A 19,550-nucleotide genomic window follows, 5' to 3' on the forward strand; every position below is an offset into this window, starting at 1 on the left:
TTTTATATTGCTGCGTTTACATCTAATCTTTCTTTTATTGAATAGTTCGCTTTTAACCAATGCGCGATATTTTCAATATCGGTTGAGAATATGCGGTCATTTGTAATAGAAGGCACTTGCTGACGGCCTTGATGATAGAACGTTTTCGTCACTGTACTCATGTTTTCAATACCACGATACTCTGCTGCTTGCATCGCACAAATCATCTCAATTGAAAGAACACGTCTTACATTTTGAATAATTTGATGCGCATGACGTGAAGCGATTGTTCCCATGCTTACGTGATCTTCTTGGTTAGCTGACGATGGAATTGAATCTACACTCGCCGGATGTGCTAACGTTTTATTTTCAGAAACGAGCGAAGCCGCTGCATATTGCATAATCATTGCACCAGATTGAAGGCCAGGTTCTGGACTTAAAAATGGTGGTAAGTCATTTAATTGCGGATTTACTAGGCGCTCAATTCGGCGCTCTGAAATATTTGCAAGCTCCGCCATTCCTACTTTTAAGAAATCCATCGCAAACGCAATCGGTTGACCGTGGAAGTTACCACCTGAAATTACTTTTTCTCCGCCATCAAAAATAAGTGGATTATCTGTTGCTGCATTCATTTCAATTTCTAATTTTTCTTTCACGTAATTTAAAACTTGCCAAGAAGCACCGTGCACTTGCGGGATACAACGAAGTGAATATGCATCTTGCACACGAAGTTCTCCTTGTTTTGTCACAAGTTTACTATCATGAAGGATGTCACGAATTCTGCTTGCTACCTCAACTTGCTCTTTATAACCACGTGCTTTATGAACATTTTCATCAAATGCATCAATAATGCCCTGCAATCCCTCAATTGTCATAGAAGCTATTAATTCAGCTTGATAAGCCGTTGCTTCTGCTTCTATATAAGAAAGTACTCCTTGCGCTGTCATCGCTTGTGTACCATTGATTAACGCAAGACCTTCTTTCGCTTCTAATTCAATAGGTTCAAGTCCTTCTTCTGTAAGAGCAACCATCGCATGAACTCGTTTTCCCTTGTAGAACACTTCACCTTCACCTAATAAAACGAGAGCAAGATGAGATAAAGGTGCTAAATCACCGCTCGCTCCTAGTGACCCTTGTTGCGGAACGACTGGATGGATTTTGCGATTTACAAACTCAAGAAGCATATTTACAACAAGTGGTCTAACGCCAGATACTCCTTTTAACATCGTATTAGCTCGTAAAATTAACATACCGCGTGATACTTCTTCTGGGAATGGATCACCTATCCCGCACGCATGTGATTGAATTAAATTGTGCTGAAGTGCCTTTACATCATCTTTTTGAATAAGCACATCACTAAACTTTCCAAATCCAGTTGTAATACCGTAAACGACTTTTCCGTCTTCTACGATTTTCTCAACTGCTTCACGGCACTCCGCTACCTTTTGCATACTAGTTGGGCAAGCTGTTACACCTTCACCTTCAAGTAACAACCTCTTCATTTCTTCAACTGTCAATGTGTGTCCTGTTAACGTAATCATCATTTTTCCTCCTTAAAAAAAGCAAAAGGGGACCTTACCTTTTTAAGACAGACTTCTGTCCTAAAAAGCAAGGCCCCCTTCTAACTAATAGACTATGGGCAAATCATATGTGATTAATTCCTAAACCAATCGCCTCATGCTCAGATCCTTTTACAGGTGCACCAATCGTTCCATATAATGCAACAGCAACCCATTCGCCTTCTTTTTTACCGTCGTATGGTGTACCGCGCACTATCGCAAAGCGAAGTCCTACTGTACGAAGAACGTCTGCTAACTGAATTTGACCTCTCGTCACTCCGTACAAAGCTTCCATTATTGCATGATAAAGTGCATGTGTTTCTCTGTAAACGTCTGTTTCAATAACTTGGTTGCTCTTAGCCGCTGTTTCCATTGCTGCTACAACTTTTTGCGAATTCATCGAACCCACTTTCCCCGTACAATATTTCCAACCTTTTGGAATAGATAATACAGGGCTTTCATTCTCATCCGCAAGTGCCAACAGCATGGCCATCCGACCAATTCGATGTGTTCCTTGAAGAAGCATGTGACTCTCTCATTTCTTTTGAATTATTTGAATATTACTTAATTTAAGAATATATGAAAACGTTTAAATCGTCAATAGTTTAAATGATGATTCAAATATTTTTTTAATTTTCTCCAATTTGTGTACACAAATTATTTACACAAATTTTTCAAGCGTGCTATAGTCGCACTAACAGATGCAAAGGAGCGAGATTTCAGTGGCGAAGCGAAAAGATATTCATTTTCGAATTGAAGAAAAATTACTTGAAAGATTTGACGCGGCACTCCATTACGAAGGTTTAAATAAAACAGACGTATTAACACATGCAATCCAGCAATTTTGTACGAAGGTGGAATATGAAAAAATGAATGATGTAAAACGCCAATACAACGTAAGCAACCATTTACAAACACGTATCGATACGCATAAACATTTTGAAAAGAAACGAGTGAATGTAGATGAAGTCGTCATTGAACATTTACAACTCCAAGGGAAAGAAAAAATATTAGAGGTCGGGTGCGCTAACGGAAAATTTCTTTCCCTTTTGCAAACGAATGGTCATACAGGACATCTAACCGGTTTTGATCAATCGGAAACTATGCTTTCTGAAGCTGCAATAAAGAATAGCATAATTGAATGGAAACTGGGTGATGCTAATAAACTTCCTTTCGAAGCTAATTGTTATGACTGGATAGTCGCAAGGCATATGTTATATCACATGAAAGATGTCGAAAAAACAATTCAAGGATTCCATAAAGTAATTCGTCCCGGCGGCGCCCTTTTAGCTACAACAAATTCTAAAGTTTCATTACCTCGTATAGATGAAATGTGTAACAAAATGTTAGTTGCATTTGATTTACCAAAAACATCACCATCCGCAGCTCCATTTTGTTTAGAAAATGGTAAAGAGCTATTACAATCTGTTTTTTCAACTGTTGAAGAAACAATTATTCATAATGCACTTATTTTTCATCATGCCACTCCAATCGTAAACTATATTTCTAGCATGTTTCCGTCTCTGAATATACCTGATAATATATACCTTCACGCCGAAATGAAGGACTGGTTGAAAAAAGAAATAGAAAATGAATTAACTCTTCATGACGGTATATGGAGCGATCCGAAAACGTTAGCGATTTATCGATGTAAAAAGGAAAAAAGCTAGCATTTGCTAGCTTTTACACATTTTCCGCTAAAAGTTTCTCCATCATTATATTGCCATTTCCACGATAAAAATTTGTATTATGTTCATTCGCTACCCCAAAATAAGAGGCAATCGCTATTCCAAATGGTACAAATGCATGTCCTTGCGCTGTAATAATATTTGAGTGCTGTACAACTTCTGTATACACAAAATTTCCGACTGGAAAACAATCTAATTTTTGATAATCTATCGTCACTGTATAAGAGATTTCTTTAAATAAACCTGCTTTTGCTAACGCATACGGACCAGCGCAAATTGCTGCCACTAATTTTTCTTGTTCATGAAATTGACGAATAACTGAAAAGAGCAGTTCTGCATCTTTCAAATGTACTTCGTCTCCTCCTGGAATAAGAATCCCCTCAAACTCTTCTACACACACTTCATTTAATTCTATATGCGGCTGTACTTGTAAGCCTGTTTCACTTATAATCATTTCTTTCGTTAAACCCGCTGTAATAATCTCATAATTATTTTTCAGTAATGCCGTTGCTACCGTAATTTCAAACTCCGCAAATGTTGGGTATACGAATAAAAGTATTTTTTTCATATTCCTTTCTCCCTTAACCATTCCATAAAATATGCTTCTAATTTGTTCACTGATAATGTATTCGTGTCCACATAAGTTACAGGAAATTTTTTATACCATTCTTTTTCGGTTTCTACTAATTTAAATTGTTCCTCAAATGTACTTCGATTTCTTGTTATATCATTCTTTTTTCTATCATATACATTCTCTTTTGAAACATCTAAATAAAAAATTGCATCCGAACGACATTCTCTTAATTTATATAATTCATCTTTTAATTCGGTTTCTATATCCCATTCTTCTCCTATAATCGTCGAATAAAATAGTGTATAAAATTCAATGTCTTCCGGCCCACGATCAAAAATCACGACCGAACCTTTCACATTTTGAAATCCCTTTATTTTTGCTTCAATAAACATTTTTTGATTTGTAATAAACCCTTCTTTTGAGTTCATATCTAAATTCAATTCTTTTCGTTTTTCTACAATTGGATATGGATTTTCATATATAACCGAAAGCCCATATTGCTCTAACCTTTTAGCCAATGTTGTTTTTCCACTTGCCATCGGTCCTTGAAGTGAAATTACATAAGTCATACCTCTCATTCCTTTTCCCTCATAGTAAACTAATTTTATAATATACAGAATATTGAAAACTATCAACAAAATACTTATCATCTTGTTTCCTATTCCCATCTGACTTATAATGAAAAATAGTAATGATTATGAACGCATTTATATGTAAGCTTGGATTTCCAAGCTTACATTATTTTTTGCTTCCACTTTTCTTATAAAAAGAGTATACTAGCATAGAACGTATGTTCTAAATGATTACATACAGTAAGGAGATAGAACAATGGTATACGACACAAAAGCAATTTCTTGGAATGAATCTTTAAAGCAACTTCAACGCCAATATACAAACAAACAAGTTGACCGAAAAGAATTTGAAGATGTTGAACTCATGGAATTCTTCCGCGATAACGACTACATTTCTTTACCTACACATATAAGCGGCTTATCAACAACACGTTTTACTTCTTACTCTATTTTCACAACTGAAGATAAAGATCGTAAAGTTGGCACACTTATTATTGAATACGTTGAAGACGATAATAATAATTTATGTGTTGAACAACTATACTTCGTTTAAACTATAACGCTTGGTCAAACTGACCAAGCGTTCTTGCTTTCTATGAATCTCACTGCTTATAATATAAATAATAGAAAACTACTGCTTTCATTAAAGGAGGGCATGCAATTGCTTGAAGGTTGGTTTAGTTGGTTTATAGTCGTTTGGACTGTTGTATTATTAGGACTTATGTCTATTGGTGGATATTTTATGTTCAGAAAATTCCTAAAACGTTTACCGAAAGAAGACGGTATGTCCATTTTAGATTGGGAAGAGCACTATATTAATAAAACTAGACATTTATGGGATGACAAACAAAAACAATTATTAGAGGAACTAGTGAGTCCCGTTCCTGAACTATTTCGTGATGTTGCTAAATCAAAAATTGCTGGTAAAATTGGCGAACTTGCATTACAAGAAAATGCACCTAGAATTACACAAGATTTAATTATTAAAGGATATATCGTTGCTACACCAAAGCGTGACCATAAATTTTTAGTTAAAAAACTGCAAGAAAAAGAGATTGATTATTCTAACTATAAATCTTTACTCGCAAAGTAACTTCACATTATTTTCGATAAAAAAGACAGCGCCTTTGACGCTGTCTTTTTTATTTTATACATATACAGTTTTCAAGTTAGCTTCATATCTTTTTCATTATAAAAATCATCTTCTTTTTCCATTTCCTTCTGCAATTTCGTAAAGGAACGATACATCGCAATTCTCCACGAAACAATCATTGCGAACGCTAGTAAGAAGAACATGCCGCTAAGTTGTCCTAAATCAAGAGATTGACTTAAATACGTTTTAAACACGATACGCACTACAAGTAATCCAATTAAAATAAATACAAATGCTTTTGAACGTTTCAAATAAATCTCTTGCCCGCGTATTTCAAACTTAGATGTTTTAATAAGAAAAATAGAGAAAAACAAACCGACACCAATTGCTTCTAACATTTCTGCCGGAGTTAATCGAAATTCAGGAAAAACATACATCAATGCTCCCGTGCTCATAAAAAACGGTGGGAGTATAATTTTTTTCAAAGTTGCAGGTTTCTTAGCTGCTTTTAAACGAATAAACATCGCACCAACGGCCATACAAACAGCAACGATACTTGATAAAACGACTATGTTCATATTTTCTCATCCTTTTTTTGTGGCTATACGCAAAATATAATTTCATTATATGCTTTTCCGTTAGTATTTCCAACATTTTCACGGAATAATACTAGAAACCGGTAAAACCACCAAATAAACTTGAGAAATATACGATAATTTTCGTCATCCAGTTAAAGTACAGGAAGACCCCCATGACAATCATAATGTATCCTCCGACTTTCATGAATGTCATGCTATTTCTTTTAATCCAAGACATTTTCGTAATAAAGAATGAAAGTAGGAAAAATGGGATAGCAAATCCAAGTATGTAGGCGATCATGTAAACCATTGCTGATTCTGGATTTGTTGCAGCTAATCCAATTACAGACACTAATATGGGCCCTGTACAAGGTGTCCATCCTGCAGCAAATGCTAATCCAATTAGAACTGAACCAAAATAACCACTCGGACGGTTTTTAAAAGTAAATTTACGATCTTGCATTAAAAATTTCGGCTTAAACACACCGACAATAATAAGTCCGAACACGATGATAAATATACCACCTAACTGTCTAATTAAATCTTTATAGTCCGTAAAGATTCCTCCGATAAAACTTGTACCAAATCCAATTGCAATAAATATAATTGAAAATCCAAGTAAGAAAAACGCTGTATGTATCATACTTCTTTTGCGAAGCATTGCATTTTCTTCTTTCAATTCAGAAACCGACATACCTGTTATGTATGATAAAAATGCCGGATAAAGCGGTAAGCAACATGGGGAAATAAATGATAAGAACCCAGCGCCAAACGCTAAAAATATACTAATATCTTGCATTATTCCACTCCTCTCCTCCTCAATATTGTAGCAAAAACAAATAAAAATGCTATGGACAATTCATGAACTAACTTTTCCAACATGACAATGAGTAAAACTACCCTTTCACACACTTTCTAATAAAACGTTTTCATTTCCTTCTATTATATAGAAAAATCTCAATCGAATTTTGAAACTCTTTCTAATTGTTACTAACATAACAAAGGTTCCATAGTTTCTCAAATCATTAGCACATTGCGATTGATTACACACATATTGACATTAAAAAATATTTTTTAAAAATGCTGTCTTTATACAATACAAAGCTGATTTTACAATACTTCCATTATTATTAATTTCAAGATTATGCATAAATATCATACTTTTATTATTATTCTATAAAATGTCACACTTTTCTTTTATTTGACCCTACATTTTTAATTTTGTATACTTCCCTCTAGTTATATATGTCCGTTACGGAATAGTTTCATATAGATGGGGAGGAATTTTTCATGCTTCGTTATTCTCTTTTAGTTTTATTAGGAGCGTGTAGTTATGGGGTTTTAGCTATTTTTGTTAAACTTGCATATGCAGAAGGATTTTCACTTGGAGAGGTAATTGGTAGCCAGTATTTGTTCGGTTGGATTATTTTACTTGCTATTACACTTCTATTTTCTAGGCATCGTGTTCCACTTAAACAAATGTTAATTTTATTCGTCGCAGGAACGTCTGCAAGTTTTACTGGTATTTTTTATTACGCTTCCTTAAAAACTGTACCAGCTTCTATTGCAATTATACTTTTATTCCAGTTCGTTTGGGTTGGGATTATCATTGAGGCAGTCGCAACGAAAACATTGCCTTCAAAAGAAAAAGTAATTTCGGTTATTTTCTTACTTGCAGGTACATTTTTATCAAGCGGGTTATTAGAAAAATCAGCAGGTGATTTCGATACGACTGGAATCATTTTAGGTTTATTATCTGCTATTACATTTGCAACATACATTTTCGTAAGTGGTAAAGTTGCTGTTGAAGTACCTTCATTACCACGTGGTGTTCTTTTAATGGCTGGTGCTTTAACTTTAGTTATGATCGTATTCCCGCCAACATTTCTTTTTAGCGGGGCAATTTCTCAAGGCCTTTGGAAATACGGCTTAGGATTAGGAACATTTAGTATCGTTATTCCGTCCATTGCCTTTACAATCGGCATTCCAAAAATCGGCTCTGGTCTAGCGACTATTCTTGGTGCAGCCGAACTACCTGTTACAACAATTATGTCTGTATTCGTTTTAAAAGAAGCTGTGCTTTCTTCACAATGGTTCGGTGTATCACTTATTTTAGTCGGTATCGCAATCCCGCAAATTGCATATGCAATGCGTGGACGTTATAGAAAACAGCATACTCATAAAAAAGTTGCCGCATAAACGAGAGAGGATTTTCATTTGAGAATCCTCTCTTTTATTATTGTGTTATATAATGAATACAAATATTTCATTTAAGAAAGAGGGTATAATAAGTGGCATCTATTCCAAATCAATTAATAGAAAAACTTATTTCTATTCGTCGACATTTACATGAATACCCAGAACTATCGTACGAAGAATTTGAAACGACAAAAGCGATAAAAAATTGGTTAGAAGAAGCTAATATTACTATTATTGATTCCAATTTAGAAACAGGAATTATCGCTGAAATTTCTGGTAATAAAAGCGGGCCTGTTGTGGCGCTTCGTGCAGATATTGATGCCCTCCCGATTCAGGAAGAAACAGACCTTCCATACACTTCAAAAATACACGGCAAAATGCATGCTTGCGGGCATGATTTTCATACAGCTGCTATGTTGGGTGCAGCTTACTTATTAAAAGAAAAAGAAGCATCCCTTAACGGAACTGTTCGCTTTATATTTCAAGCTGCTGAAGAAAGCGGAAACGGAGCATGTAAAGTTGTTGAAGCTGGACATTTAAAGAATGTACAAGCCATTTTTGGAATGCATAATAAACCTGATTTACCAGTAGGTACAATCGGTATTAAAGACGGTCCACTAATGGCCGGAGTCGATCGATTTGAAATTGAAATCCACGGCGTCGGAACACATGCAGCTGTACCTGATGCTGGCGTCGATCCTATCGTTGCATCATCTCAAATCGTTATGGCTTTGCAAACAATTGTAAGCCGCAATATTAGTTCTTCTCATAACGCTGTCGTAAGTGTAACAAACATTCATTCAGGGAATACGTGGAACGTTATTCCTGAAAAAGCTACATTAGAAGGAACTGTTCGTACATTCCAAACTGAAACACGCGAAAAGATTCCGGCATTAATGGAACGTATTATTAAAGGCGTTTCTGATGCACTAGGTGTAAAAACAGAATTCAGATTTTATCCAGGCCCTCCTGCTGTTCAAAACGATAAAGTACTCACTGATCTTTCTATTCAGATTGCAGAGAAAATGAATCTAAACGTTATCTCTCCGAACCCATCCATGGCAGGAGAAGATTTTTCTTTTTACCAACAAGAAGCACCAGGTTCATTCGTCTTTATGGGCACAAGTGGTACACACGAATGGCATCATCCTGCTTTTACAGTAGATGAAAAAGCATTGCCTATTAGCGCAGAGTATTTCGCCTTATTAGCCGAAGAAGCTATTCATCAATTATTACAAACAAAAAGCCGTTAAGTTCTCTCCTTAACGGCTTTTTCTTATGCTGTTAAATCTCGTTTTAAAAATACAGTATAGGAAATTCCTAAAAATACAAAAAGGTATAGCAATAACATACAAGAAGCGAATGGGAATGTTACCCCATTAATAAAGCTTACACTCTTCAAAATCCCATATAAATCTGTATTCGCTGGCAATAAATATTTCACCCATTCATATCTCGCCGCTGGAATTAGTACTATTCCTCCTGATAAAGCCAGAAATAAAGAAATACCGATTGCGCCTCCACTTGATCTCGTTAAAACGGAAAGCATAAAGGCAAATGCCGCATACACAAGAGTTGGTAACCAAGATAAAATGTAATATTTACTTGCTTCCACGAAAATGTTTTGATTTATAATATTTCCATCTTGAACGATAAATTCAGTCCAGGATGGTTGTTGGAATTTATAAATGAAGAAAAAGCCATGATTTCTCATACCTTTCTCCTCGTTTCGTGTGACTTTTCACCCTTTAGCCTTTGTGTAAATCTACAACATTGCCACATTGATATTATAATGACGATTATCATAACAACTGCTGTTACCACTATCGCATACATCGTAATCGGAGCATTTGTTACTCCTTGGATTCCTACTGCTTTCATAAAAATAATAGTAAATAATTTCAAAAATAACATGCCATGAATTAATCCAAAAACAAAGGCTCCTCCATAAGTTAATAATTGCTCCTGACATAATAAACAAAACATTTCTTTTCTCGTCATATTCACCACTTCATACGATTTAAACTCCTCTCTTCTTACCTGTAAAAGAGAGGCTGTCATTTTATAAGTAATGAAAGTACACACAAAAACTACAAATAAAAATAAAACATAAAACCAATTCACAAATATAGGTGTATATCCTGCTTTACTTACTACAACTTCATTGAATCGGAATGATATCATAAAAAAACAAATCATTGTATTCATAGCGATCCACATAAATTGTTTTAACCTTTTGGTAGCAAATGTTTGTATATTTTTTTTCGCCAACCGAAATAAAGACATAAATTTCTTCCCCTACCTTACTTCATAACATACGTACTCTATACTACTAGTGTATAAAAATATGACATTTTAAACATCGCACTACAATCGGAATCTTTACTAAGCCTTTAGTCCTAGAAAACGGACATGTTTACCTCTTTACAGTTGAACATAAAAAAGAAACAAAAGGTGGAAATGCACTTTAATTGCACTTCCACCTTTTGTTTAACGAGGTGAATCTTTATATAACTTAATTATCATGAATGCCTTATAACTCCATCAATTATTCAATCCTCGCATCTTCCACTTCAATTCTTTTTTTCTCTCTTGCAATTTTTAAGAACTCTAACAGCTCTGGATTACTATTCATTTTTTTGTAAGCTACCGACATTTCTGCTACAAAATTAGAATCACACAGTTCCTTATATACCACTTCTGTTTTATACAATTTATTTGCTGATACAGGTATTACCGTAATACCAATACCTGCTGCTACAAGGCCCATGACAGTTTGATACTCCGTTGCTTCTTGTACAATACGTGGACTAAAACCTACATCGCGGCAAAGCGATAAAATTGTATCGTATAAAGCTGGCCATACCGGTCTCGTAATAAAAACGAACGGTTCATCTCTTAAATCTTCGATATGTATTTCATCCTTTTCAGCAAGCGGATGTGCCTTTGGTAAACATAACGTACACGAAAGTTTTTGAATTGGTTCTAACTCAAGTAATTGCGTCGAGATTGGCGGACGTAAAAATCCAATATCAATTCGATTATCATGAAGTGCATGCACTTGATCCGGTGTTGACAATTCATGTAAAGCCACAGACACTCTCGGAAATTTCTTTCTATACTCTCTGACGATTGACGGTAAAATATCATATATCGCCGCACCTACAAATCCAATTGAAAGTGATCCAACTTCTCCCCTTTGAGCACTTTGTGCAACTTCTACTGCTTTTTCAATTTGTTCAAACGCTTTTTTTACTTCTTTTAAAAACATTTCTCCTGCTTCTGTTAATTCAACCTTTCTCTTCGTTCTTGAAAATAACATAACTCCCATTTCTTTTTCTAATTGCTGAATTTGTTGACTAAGCGGTGGTTGTGTCATTTGTAAACGAGCAGCTGCTCGTCCAAAGTGTAACTCTTCTGCCACTACAACAAAATATTGCAAATGCCGTAATTCCATTTCGGACACCCTTTTCACTTTCAATTAATACATCTAATATATTAATAACATACAATTTATATATTAGACAAACTTTTTGAATGAACGTATAGTAGAAATTGTTAATTCTTTATTACAATTTTTATGTAAAAAAAGAAAGAGGTGGTTACTGTATGAAATGGTGGAAGTTAAGCGGACAAATATTATTATTATTTTGTTTCGCTTGGACAGGTGAATGGATTGCAAAACAGGCACACCTCCCAGTTCCAGGAAGTATAATCGGTATTTTCCTATTATTAATCTCATTAAAATTTAACATAGTGAAAAAAGAATGGATTCAAGACGGTGCAGACTTTTTATTAAAAGAACTTATTTTATTTTTTATCCCTTCTGCAGTCGCTGTCATTCGTTACAAAGATACGTTATCACAATATGGAATCGATCTCATTTTAATTATCGTGATTAGTACACTTTGTGTCACTCTCGTAACAGGACTTTTAACTGAATTGCTATTAAAGCGGAAAGGATCAACGCAATGATCGGCTTTCTTTGTTTACTATTAACACTATTCACATATTGGATATCTAAAAAAATGTACCAACGCTGGAATTGGAGCTTACTTTCCCCACTTCTTGTATGCCCAATCATTTTAATTTCTTTATTACTCGGATTAGATACACCATACGAAACCTACGAATCGGGTGGTCATTGGCTAACTGAATTATTAAAACCTGCAACAGTTGCTTTCGCATGGCCAATTTATAAATACTTTGATCTATTAAAAAAACATGGAACTGCTATTTTAATTAATGTCATTGTCGGTTCTTTTCTATCAGTTATTACTTCAGCACTACTAGCTAATTTTTTTCAAATTGATTCATCAATAGAACAGAGTTTAGCACCACATATTGTAACGACACCTATTGCAATGGCTATTTCCGAAATGATTGGTGGCATGTCACAATTAACAGCAGTTTTTGTCGTATTAACTGCCTTAACTGGTGCATTACTCGGCCCTTCTCTCATACGAATATGCCGCATTAAAACAGCGCTCGCTAAAGGTATAATGCTAGGTACTAGTGCAAATGGAACCGGAACATCAAAAGCATTTGAAATCGGTCCTGTAGAAGGTACAATTGCAAGTTTATCAATGCTTTTAACAGCCGGCGCTAGCTTAGTTATCGTTCCACTTTTTTTATCTTGGTTACACTAAAAAAGCAAGTGTTTAAACACTTGCTTTTTCATTTATGTATTTATTTAAAAGCTCTTGATCCTCTGGAAAAGATAAAGGTAATTCTTTCACTTCATCTATTCCTTTCCAATCTATTTCATGTATTAACTCATCGGGGTCTTGTATTTTCATGTTACCGCCTATTAACTTTACAATATAGTAATGCACATGAACTGGTACCCCATATGTTACCCCTTTCTTTTCGCATAGTTTTTCTATAATTTCCACTTCATACCCCGTTTCTTCCCATACTTCACGAACACAACACTCTTCAAGTGTTTCTCCCTCTTTTTGTCCCCCGCTTGGCACAGTCCATCGTTTCTCTTCATCTACTTTTCCTTGTAGTACCATTAAAAATTCATTCTTTTCATTCATACATATAGCTGCCGTACCAATCCATCTTTTCATCCCATCTCCCCCCATACTAAATTTCGATCTTCCTTTATATTTATCCTTGAAAAAAAGAGGAAAAAAGTAAAAAGATGACGAAAGATTACATCAACTTCATGAGCAGTCCCTTCTTAGAAATTCAATATGGAAGGATGAAAGTATGATTTCTAAATATGTTGTGGAGTGTGTCTTTTGTGAAGAAAATCGAAAACCTCGGCAAGCCATTGTCACAGTGCCCGCCACTTCTCAGCTACTGGCAATTCAAAAGGTAAGAGCTGAGTGCAAACGCCGCTTTGGAAAAACTTTATTATTACAAACAGAGATTAGAGAAGAATTACTTATTGAACCAAAAGAAAGCTGACCATAAATTGGCCAGCTTTCATCCGATCATATTTTCACATGAAGATTAGGGGCATCCTCTTTAAGGATCGGGATTTTTCCATTATGTGCGTTCCATAATGGTCATCGAACAATATATTTCTATACAATAAACTATTGAATAGAATAGGGCAAAACTTGTTCGCATTTTTAGAAAAGGGATAGGGATATAATTCAAGTAATACTTCGAATACTCGAACTTTACACTCATTATATTAAAGCAAATCCTTTTATATGGGAAATATGAATTACTTACATAATTCATTCGTAAAACATATTAATAGTTTTCTATATATACTTCTCACTAGACTAACAACATACACCCAGCTAATATCGGTGTCATAATCATCGAAAACCTTAGTAGCACACGAGGTGCATAATTTGTAAACTTAGCTCCTATATATGCTCCTAACATTGTCCCAATTAAAACTTGTACTAATAATACATAATCTAAATACCCTTCCGAACTATATCCAAATCCCCCTCCAATTGCGATTGGTAATATAACAAGCATTGTCGTCCCTACAGATTGCCGAATCGTTAAACCTAATAGAACCATTAATCCGAGTTGGATAAAGGGTGCTGAACCAATCCCAAATGAACCAGCTAACATTCCAGTAACCAGTCCGAGACATATACATTTAATCAAGTTATCATTCGAAAGTTCTTTATGCCCTTTTAAAGACGACTGCTCCCTGTTTTGAAACATAATCAAACGAATAAACATAAAAATTGCAGATAAAAATAACATCCCCGCTGTAAACCAGTGTAGAAGATTCGCTGGTATTAGCGAACCAAACTTTGAACCAATAAAGGAACCAATTGCTCCGAATCCCCCAACAATCCCGCCTATTACAAGTACAACATTCCCTTCTCGGTAATGACTTACTACTCCGGATAATGTCGTAAATGCCATAGCAGTTAAAGATGTTGCAAGCGCAACATGAATAGGGATATGGAATACTAAAGTAAGTATCGCGATGATAAATCCTGCTCCTCCCGCTCCAACAAATCCTAATAAAACACCCATTAATAACATAGTTGTAATAATTGCCACATAATCCCCCTCCAGTACCCCAATTATCTAATATATCCTCTCTTCCATACAAATAAAAGGCATCCTAAACGGATGCTCTTACTACTTTTCTTTATTGATAATATGTACTTAATCTTGATTAATTAAAATAACAGCTGGACCAGAGACAACTACTCCTGCCACTTCTATCTTTTCAAATTCATTCACTGTAATAGATATAACCCCTTCTCTTTCCATCAATTCCTTACTCAGGACATCAGTCGGTATCTTTTTCACCGTCTTACCTCCTTTTCATTTTATACAATATTACAAAAAACTACCCAATGCATCTAAATATATGCATCACCTCCGCTTTCATTCCTTATTCCAGTCAAAATTCACATCCCCTTTCTATAACATATTGAAAAATAAAAAAGCACTCGCTAAAGCGAATGCCTTTCTATATTATTTACTCTCTATTACTTTTAGCATTCTATTAATAAATGCTGCCGATTCTCCACGTGTTGCGGAACCTTTCGGCATAAACTCATTGTTCTCATTTCCTTTTACAATTCCAAGCCCATAAACACGTTGAACAGCTTGCTTATCATACGCTAAATTTTGATCCGTGAATGGTAATTGAACTAAATTACCCTTAATATTTTTGTATTGTAACGCTCGATCAATCATAATGACAGCTTCATCACGTTTAATCGTATCATTCGGTGCAAATAGGTCATTTCCTCGTCCACTTATAATCCCAGCACTAGCTGCACGATTAATACCATCTACTAGCGATGGATGCGCTGTGTTTAAATCTTTGAAATTCGATTTCCCCTCTGGTAATTGTAATGATCTTGAAACTAAATTCGCAAATTCCCCGCGTGTTACAAGACGCTCAGGCCAATAAGAACCATTTCCATCTCCAACCATAATACCTCTTTTATTTAATTCACGAATATCAGCTTCATACCAACCGCCTGTAATATCATCTTTATGATTTGCATCATAGTAAGCTTTTGTTCCCTGTAAGAATGGTTCCCATGCATTATTCTTTATCATAATAGCCGGACAATTTTTCCCGCTCCAAAATTGATGTTTTTTCACATTTTCTAAAGGAATATTTAATTCCCCCATTAAATAAGCCGCTAGTTTGCGAGCATTTTCCACAGCTTTATTATAATCACCATCTTGGTTGACAGCAATTTCAATAGCAATTGATTCTCTATTACCAGTTCCTTCTGCTCCATCTCCAGCATGCCAGCCATTTTCATTTAATGGTAGATGTTGATAAATTTCTTTATCATCTACTGTAAAATGCCAAGATGCCGAACGATCAGTCGTTCCTGTTGCTTGACTGTATAAATATTGTGCATGGTTTCTAGCATTTGCTCCAACACTATAATTATCTGTCTCATGAATTGTAATGTATTTTGGTTTCATCGCATAGCCTGGACGAATATTTTCATTTCCTGTCGGTACAATCATTTCCTTTAATGGTACACCGTAAATATCCGTTGTTTTCTCTGCTGATGGTGCTGCATACATAACTGCTTCACGTTTCTTACGAGTTGGGGTTGTGCTTTGAATAAGAGATGCTTTTGTACCCTCAAATTTTGCTGAAGGTGAATAGATCCATTTCACCTCATTATCTATTTGGACTTGGAACCACTCTCCAGCTTGTCCAATAGCAATAATTGTTTGCGGCTGTAATATTTTCTCTTCTTTATATGAATTGAATGGTGCGGAATATGTAGCTGTTTCTTCATTAATTACTAACTGTTCGTTTGATAAGTGATAAATTCCCTTAACCTCTACATTTCCTTCACTATTTTGTATCCAGCCAGCTCCAGATGATGTTTCAACATAGTAAGCGTTTCCTTTTCGTTTCTCAGCTTTCACTACTTGATTTGAAATCTGAACACCTGTCGCTTTTTGTAAATCAGCAGAATCATATAAAGGTGTTGAACTTATTATATGTACAAGAAAATCTCCTTGCGCTTCATTTGTTATTCCTTTGTCCTCTCCACGCCCATCTTCATCTTTCATATGGGTTTCAATACTTTTTAAAGCTTGCTCGTCAGTTGAAATTGTTACGGTCTTTTCTACTGTGTCAGCATAGGAAGAACTTGGAATCGTTACCAAACTAAATACAATTGATGCAGCTAAAACATTATAAAATCCTTTTTTCATACTAATTATTTAACACGCTTATATCAAAATTCGTGTTAACTTCCCTCCCTAATCTAAAAATTTAATCCTATCTAGTAAACTTCTAAACTAGATAGCCATATACAATATAACAAACTCTACCCCATTCGTATAGATAGGAATGACTACTATTTGCCTACTTTTTCTATATTGGAATATTGAAAAGAAGCTATAAAAGGTATAGCTTCTTCCTCTCACTATTTCAATCTCGTTGCACCTTATAGTCTATAACCCTACCATCTCTATCGAATTGCAACACAAGACATTCACTATCTATAGAAATGAAACCACGTTCATTCCCAAGATAATACAAAGTAGTAATTCCCTCTTCCAAACCTCTTGTTTCCGTAGGGGCCCCCAACAATTTTATAATTTCATCATTGGATTTTCCTATCAATTTATACTGCTGTAATAGGTCATCTACCATATGTACCCGTTTTTCTTCATAATTTAACCACCGATTCTGATTAAAGTTTGAAGTATATTCATTTATACTTAATTGTACAGTGCACACTATTAATGGAATGAGACCCACCATCATTACTGTGAACAGTTGTTTCTTATCTTTATTACGCCTTTCCGAAACATGTAAGATAGACTTTTGAATAATAACTAATAAAATAAACGGTATTCCTACTACCAAAACACTCATTACACTCAATGACACATGAACCATATTAATAACGATAATAAACGTAATGTACATTAATATATGCAAACAAAAATAAATGTACAATATCCCCCACAATATAGAACTTTTACCTTTCTTCACCCAGCACACCTACTTTATCCCACTATTTAAGCTCAGTATGACTCACACCTCAAAATTCGGCCGTACAGCAAAGAAATTAAGTGGAAATTAGTTTGCCCGTAAAAGCCCAATTGGTATAACTAATTATCAGCGTAGGATGGATACCCTCACTGACTAAAGTCTCACTTTACTTTTCACTTCGTAACATAATTCATCTGGCCAATTATATCTCTAATCTTTTGTAGTTCTTGTGCTGTATATATTACTTTACCTGTTAAAATTTCATTTCTGAAAAACGTTACAATTTGCTCTCTATCTTTTAATCTCGGCAATTTTTCATTAGAAAGGTCAATAATTTCTTTGCCACTCTCATTTTCAAAATATACAACCGGTTTCACTTTTTCCTTTACAATATCTACTTGTATTCCTTCCAAATAATTATATACAGTTTGAGCTAATTTTTTCGCTTTATATGCTGGATTCCCTTCATTTCTTACTTGCAAAGTTAATGAAGTTCCATCCGTAATAAATTCAAATGTCTCTTCTTTTTCAATTTCATATTGATACTTGCCGATTTCATCAATCATAAATGAATATATACCCGCATTTTCTCTCGTTAAGCCATGGATTAATTTCCCTGTCCATTCTTTCGTCTCAATTAGATAAATGCCAGTTTTGCATAAGATGAGGTGATGGATTCGATTATCGTTTATTTCACGTTTATCTCTATATTTATTACTTCTCATAAAAACGTTCGGCATAATATGAAACTCATCTTCTAGTATGATTCCTTGTTCAACAAAACCTCGTTTCATATAATGTAATGTTTCATGTGTATTCACTTCAGCACTATTTTTGGCATACTCTCGTAAATCTGCAATTAAATTTTGAAACATATGTAGTTCATTACTATGCCTATCTTGCATTTCACTGCGTTCTTTACTATGTTGAACAGCTAGTTGATTTTTCATCATACGCATATTTTCAAGTTCTCTAGCTGTACTCACTTGTAAATCATTATATTTTTTCTGTTCCATATTCTTTAAAGTACTTTGTTGTTCTTTATGCTCTGTAATCGTAGCTGCAATTTCACTTTCATACGTTTCAATCGCTTGTTTCTTTTCGAATTCTACTTGCTGACTCTCTGATTCTAACTGTTTATTTTTATAAAACAGTACAAACACTGCAGCTAATAATATTAAAATTCCACCTATTAGCACATACTCCATGTTTTTTCTCCTTTATTTCATTTCCGATTATTTTTATAAATATATCGATTATATTATACTATGCTTTTAATATACACTTTATAAAAATTATATTTTTTTATAAAAAGGCACCTCAAGTAAGATACCGTTTTATAGTAAGACTGCTGGTAAAAACCAATTGGTACTGGTCAATTGTCCAATAATCAGTGTGGACAATCCTCATCAATAAAATTTCACTTTATTGCATACCATATTGAATATAACTTGAATCATAGTATCCCCATTGATTTGTCCCTAAGCAAAACCATCCACCTTACTTACTCCATACTCGATATGATTCGCCATGATGTAACTGTCTTATAACATTCCCGTTTAATGATGGAGCGTCTCGTAGATTCACATTATCGCCAGTAATAGTTGCCACATAATGTTTATACTGAATATAACTTGAATCATTATATACCCACTGATTTGTCCCTAAGCCGAGCCATCCATCTTGTTCTCCCCAAACTTCATATGATTCGCCACGATTCAATTGGCGAATTACACTAGACTGTAAAGATGGTCCACTTCGTAAATTCACATTATCTCCATTAATTACAGCAACTCCGTATACTGGAGTCGCATTATTAGGTGGAGAAACATTACCTCCACCACTTGCTCCATTAATACCTCAAAAAATCCTTGT

At 34.8% G+C, this 19,550-nt stretch carries 22 protein-coding genes and 2 pseudogenes; 8 read left to right on the forward strand and 16 right to left on the reverse strand.

Annotated features, from left to right (window positions below; all coding sequences use genetic code 11):
- Positions 1 to 2: 2 nt before the first annotated feature.
- Both hutH and hutP read right to left on the reverse strand, forming a co-directional pair.
- Positions 3 to 1,520 (reverse strand): histidine ammonia-lyase, encoded by a 1,518-nt coding sequence (gene hutH, locus MR109_RS00990; RefSeq protein ID WP_242270640.1) that lies wholly within the window; start codon positions 1,518 to 1,520, stop codon positions 3 to 5.
- Positions 1,521 to 1,623: 103 nt separating this feature from the next.
- Positions 1,624 to 2,064, reverse strand: a complete 441-nt coding sequence (gene hutP, locus MR109_RS00995; RefSeq protein ID WP_000926516.1) for a hut operon transcriptional regulator HutP — start codon at positions 2,062 to 2,064, stop codon at positions 1,624 to 1,626.
- A gap of 196 nt (positions 2,065 to 2,260) precedes the next feature.
- Between hutP and MR109_RS01000 the strand changes: the two genes are divergently transcribed.
- Positions 2,261 to 3,208, forward strand: coding sequence for a class I SAM-dependent methyltransferase (locus tag MR109_RS01000; RefSeq protein WP_242270642.1), 948 nt, complete (start codon positions 2,261 to 2,263; stop codon positions 3,206 to 3,208).
- Positions 3,209 to 3,221: 13 nt separating this feature from the next.
- Here MR109_RS01000 and MR109_RS01005 read toward each other — a convergent pair whose 3' ends face one another.
- Both MR109_RS01005 and MR109_RS01010 read right to left on the reverse strand, forming a co-directional pair.
- The gene (locus MR109_RS01005; RefSeq protein ID WP_002172928.1) at positions 3,222 to 3,794 is read right to left on the reverse strand and encodes a DJ-1/PfpI family protein; all 573 of its coding nucleotides are present in this window, start codon (positions 3,792 to 3,794) and stop codon (positions 3,222 to 3,224) included.
- On the reverse strand, positions 3,791 to 4,378 hold the full coding sequence (locus MR109_RS01010; protein ID WP_242270643.1) for an AAA family ATPase: 588 nt from the start codon (positions 4,376 to 4,378) through the stop codon (positions 3,791 to 3,793). Before MR109_RS01010 ends, MR109_RS01005 begins: the two co-directional genes overlap by 4 nt.
- 250 nt (positions 4,379 to 4,628) lie before the next feature.
- On the opposite strand from MR109_RS01010, the gene MR109_RS01015 reads away from it, so the two are divergent.
- Entirely contained in the window at positions 4,629 to 4,925 is a 297-nt protein-coding gene (locus tag MR109_RS01015) for a hypothetical protein (protein WP_002172930.1), read from the forward strand.
- A gap of 108 nt (positions 4,926 to 5,033) precedes the next feature.
- Positions 5,034 to 5,465 (forward strand): DUF2621 domain-containing protein, encoded by a 432-nt coding sequence (locus tag MR109_RS01020; RefSeq protein WP_242270645.1) that lies wholly within the window; start codon positions 5,034 to 5,036, stop codon positions 5,463 to 5,465.
- 71 nt (positions 5,466 to 5,536) lie between these two features.
- Here the strand turns inward: MR109_RS01020 and MR109_RS01025 are convergent, their stop codons facing one another.
- Positions 5,537 to 6,043: a CcdC family protein gene (locus MR109_RS01025; RefSeq protein WP_002172932.1), complete on the reverse strand. Its 507-nt coding sequence runs from the start codon at positions 6,041 to 6,043 to the stop codon at positions 5,537 to 5,539.
- A 91-nt stretch (positions 6,044 to 6,134) separates the two neighbouring features.
- Positions 6,135 to 6,842, reverse strand: a complete 708-nt coding sequence (gene ccdA / locus MR109_RS01030; protein WP_002172933.1) for a cytochrome c-type biogenesis protein CcdA — start codon at positions 6,840 to 6,842, stop codon at positions 6,135 to 6,137.
- Between the two features lie 491 nt (positions 6,843 to 7,333).
- Here ccdA and MR109_RS01035 point away from each other — a divergent pair, with 491 nt between their 5' ends.
- Positions 7,334 to 8,242, forward strand: coding sequence for an EamA family transporter (locus MR109_RS01035; RefSeq protein WP_242270647.1), 909 nt, complete (start codon positions 7,334 to 7,336; stop codon positions 8,240 to 8,242).
- A 92-nt stretch (positions 8,243 to 8,334) separates the two neighbouring features.
- Positions 8,335 to 9,495 (forward strand): M20 peptidase aminoacylase family protein, encoded by a 1,161-nt coding sequence (locus MR109_RS01040; protein ID WP_242270650.1) that lies wholly within the window; start codon positions 8,335 to 8,337, stop codon positions 9,493 to 9,495.
- Between the two features lie 23 nt (positions 9,496 to 9,518).
- Here the strand turns inward: MR109_RS01040 and MR109_RS01045 are convergent.
- The 3 genes and pseudogenes from MR109_RS01045 to alsR all read right to left on the reverse strand — a co-directional run.
- Positions 9,519 to 9,932, reverse strand: a pseudogene (locus MR109_RS01045) (ABC transporter permease); the annotation flags it as partial.
- 20 nt (positions 9,933 to 9,952) lie between these two features.
- Complete coding sequence (locus tag MR109_RS01050) at positions 9,953 to 10,528, reverse strand: FtsX-like permease family protein (RefSeq protein ID WP_242270652.1); 576 nt, start codon at positions 10,526 to 10,528, stop codon at positions 9,953 to 9,955.
- 262 nt (positions 10,529 to 10,790) lie between these two features.
- Positions 10,791 to 11,699, reverse strand: coding sequence for an acetoin biosynthesis transcriptional regulator AlsR (gene alsR, locus MR109_RS01055; protein ID WP_178939150.1), 909 nt, complete (start codon positions 11,697 to 11,699; stop codon positions 10,791 to 10,793).
- A gap of 152 nt (positions 11,700 to 11,851) precedes the next feature.
- On the opposite strand from alsR, the gene MR109_RS01060 reads away from it, so the two are divergent.
- On the forward strand, positions 11,852 to 12,217 hold the full coding sequence (locus MR109_RS01060) for a CidA/LrgA family holin-like protein (RefSeq protein ID WP_000872360.1): 366 nt from the start codon (positions 11,852 to 11,854) through the stop codon (positions 12,215 to 12,217).
- Positions 12,214 to 12,891 (forward strand): LrgB family protein, encoded by a 678-nt coding sequence (locus MR109_RS01065; RefSeq protein ID WP_048371462.1) that lies wholly within the window; start codon positions 12,214 to 12,216, stop codon positions 12,889 to 12,891. Before MR109_RS01060 ends, MR109_RS01065 begins: the two co-directional genes overlap by 4 nt.
- Positions 12,892 to 12,903: 12 nt before the next feature.
- On the opposite strand, the gene MR109_RS01070 is transcribed toward MR109_RS01065, so the two are convergent.
- The gene (locus MR109_RS01070; RefSeq protein WP_242270654.1) at positions 12,904 to 13,317 is read right to left on the reverse strand and encodes an NUDIX hydrolase; all 414 of its coding nucleotides are present in this window, start codon (positions 13,315 to 13,317) and stop codon (positions 12,904 to 12,906) included.
- A gap of 142 nt (positions 13,318 to 13,459) precedes the next feature.
- On the opposite strand from MR109_RS01070, the gene MR109_RS01075 reads away from it, so the two are divergent.
- Positions 13,460 to 13,660, forward strand: coding sequence for a DUF3903 domain-containing protein (locus MR109_RS01075; RefSeq protein WP_071718118.1), 201 nt, complete (start codon positions 13,460 to 13,462; stop codon positions 13,658 to 13,660).
- A gap of 321 nt (positions 13,661 to 13,981) precedes the next feature.
- Here the strand turns inward: MR109_RS01075 and MR109_RS01080 are convergent, their stop codons facing one another.
- From MR109_RS01080 to MR109_RS01105, 6 genes and pseudogenes are all read right to left on the reverse strand, one after another.
- Entirely contained in the window at positions 13,982 to 14,734 is a 753-nt protein-coding gene (locus MR109_RS01080) for a sulfite exporter TauE/SafE family protein (RefSeq protein WP_025148027.1), read from the reverse strand.
- Between the two features lie 108 nt (positions 14,735 to 14,842).
- Positions 14,843 to 14,989: a BC1881 family protein gene (locus tag MR109_RS01085; protein WP_002172944.1), complete on the reverse strand. Its 147-nt coding sequence runs from the start codon at positions 14,987 to 14,989 to the stop codon at positions 14,843 to 14,845.
- A gap of 168 nt (positions 14,990 to 15,157) precedes the next feature.
- Positions 15,158 to 16,885, reverse strand: coding sequence for an S-layer homology domain-containing protein (locus MR109_RS01090; RefSeq protein WP_242270655.1), 1,728 nt, complete (start codon positions 16,883 to 16,885; stop codon positions 15,158 to 15,160).
- A gap of 220 nt (positions 16,886 to 17,105) precedes the next feature.
- Positions 17,106 to 17,675, reverse strand: coding sequence for a hypothetical protein (locus MR109_RS01095; RefSeq protein WP_242270657.1), 570 nt, complete (start codon positions 17,673 to 17,675; stop codon positions 17,106 to 17,108).
- Between the two features lie 173 nt (positions 17,676 to 17,848).
- Positions 17,849 to 18,883 carry a nuclease-related domain-containing protein gene (locus tag MR109_RS01100; protein ID WP_242270659.1) on the reverse strand — a complete coding sequence of 345 codons (1,035 nt, stop codon included), beginning with the start codon at positions 18,881 to 18,883 and terminating at the stop codon, positions 17,849 to 17,851.
- Positions 18,884 to 19,100: 217 nt separating this feature from the next.
- Positions 19,101 to 19,529 (reverse strand): annotated as a pseudogene (locus MR109_RS01105) (SH3 domain-containing protein); the annotation flags it as partial.
- Between the last annotated feature and the right edge of the window lie 21 nt (positions 19,530 to 19,550).

Source organism: Bacillus cereus group sp. BfR-BA-01310, from assembly GCF_022664325.1.
Taxonomy (GTDB): Bacteria; Bacillota; Bacilli; order Bacillales; family Bacillaceae_G; genus Bacillus_A; species Bacillus_A paramycoides.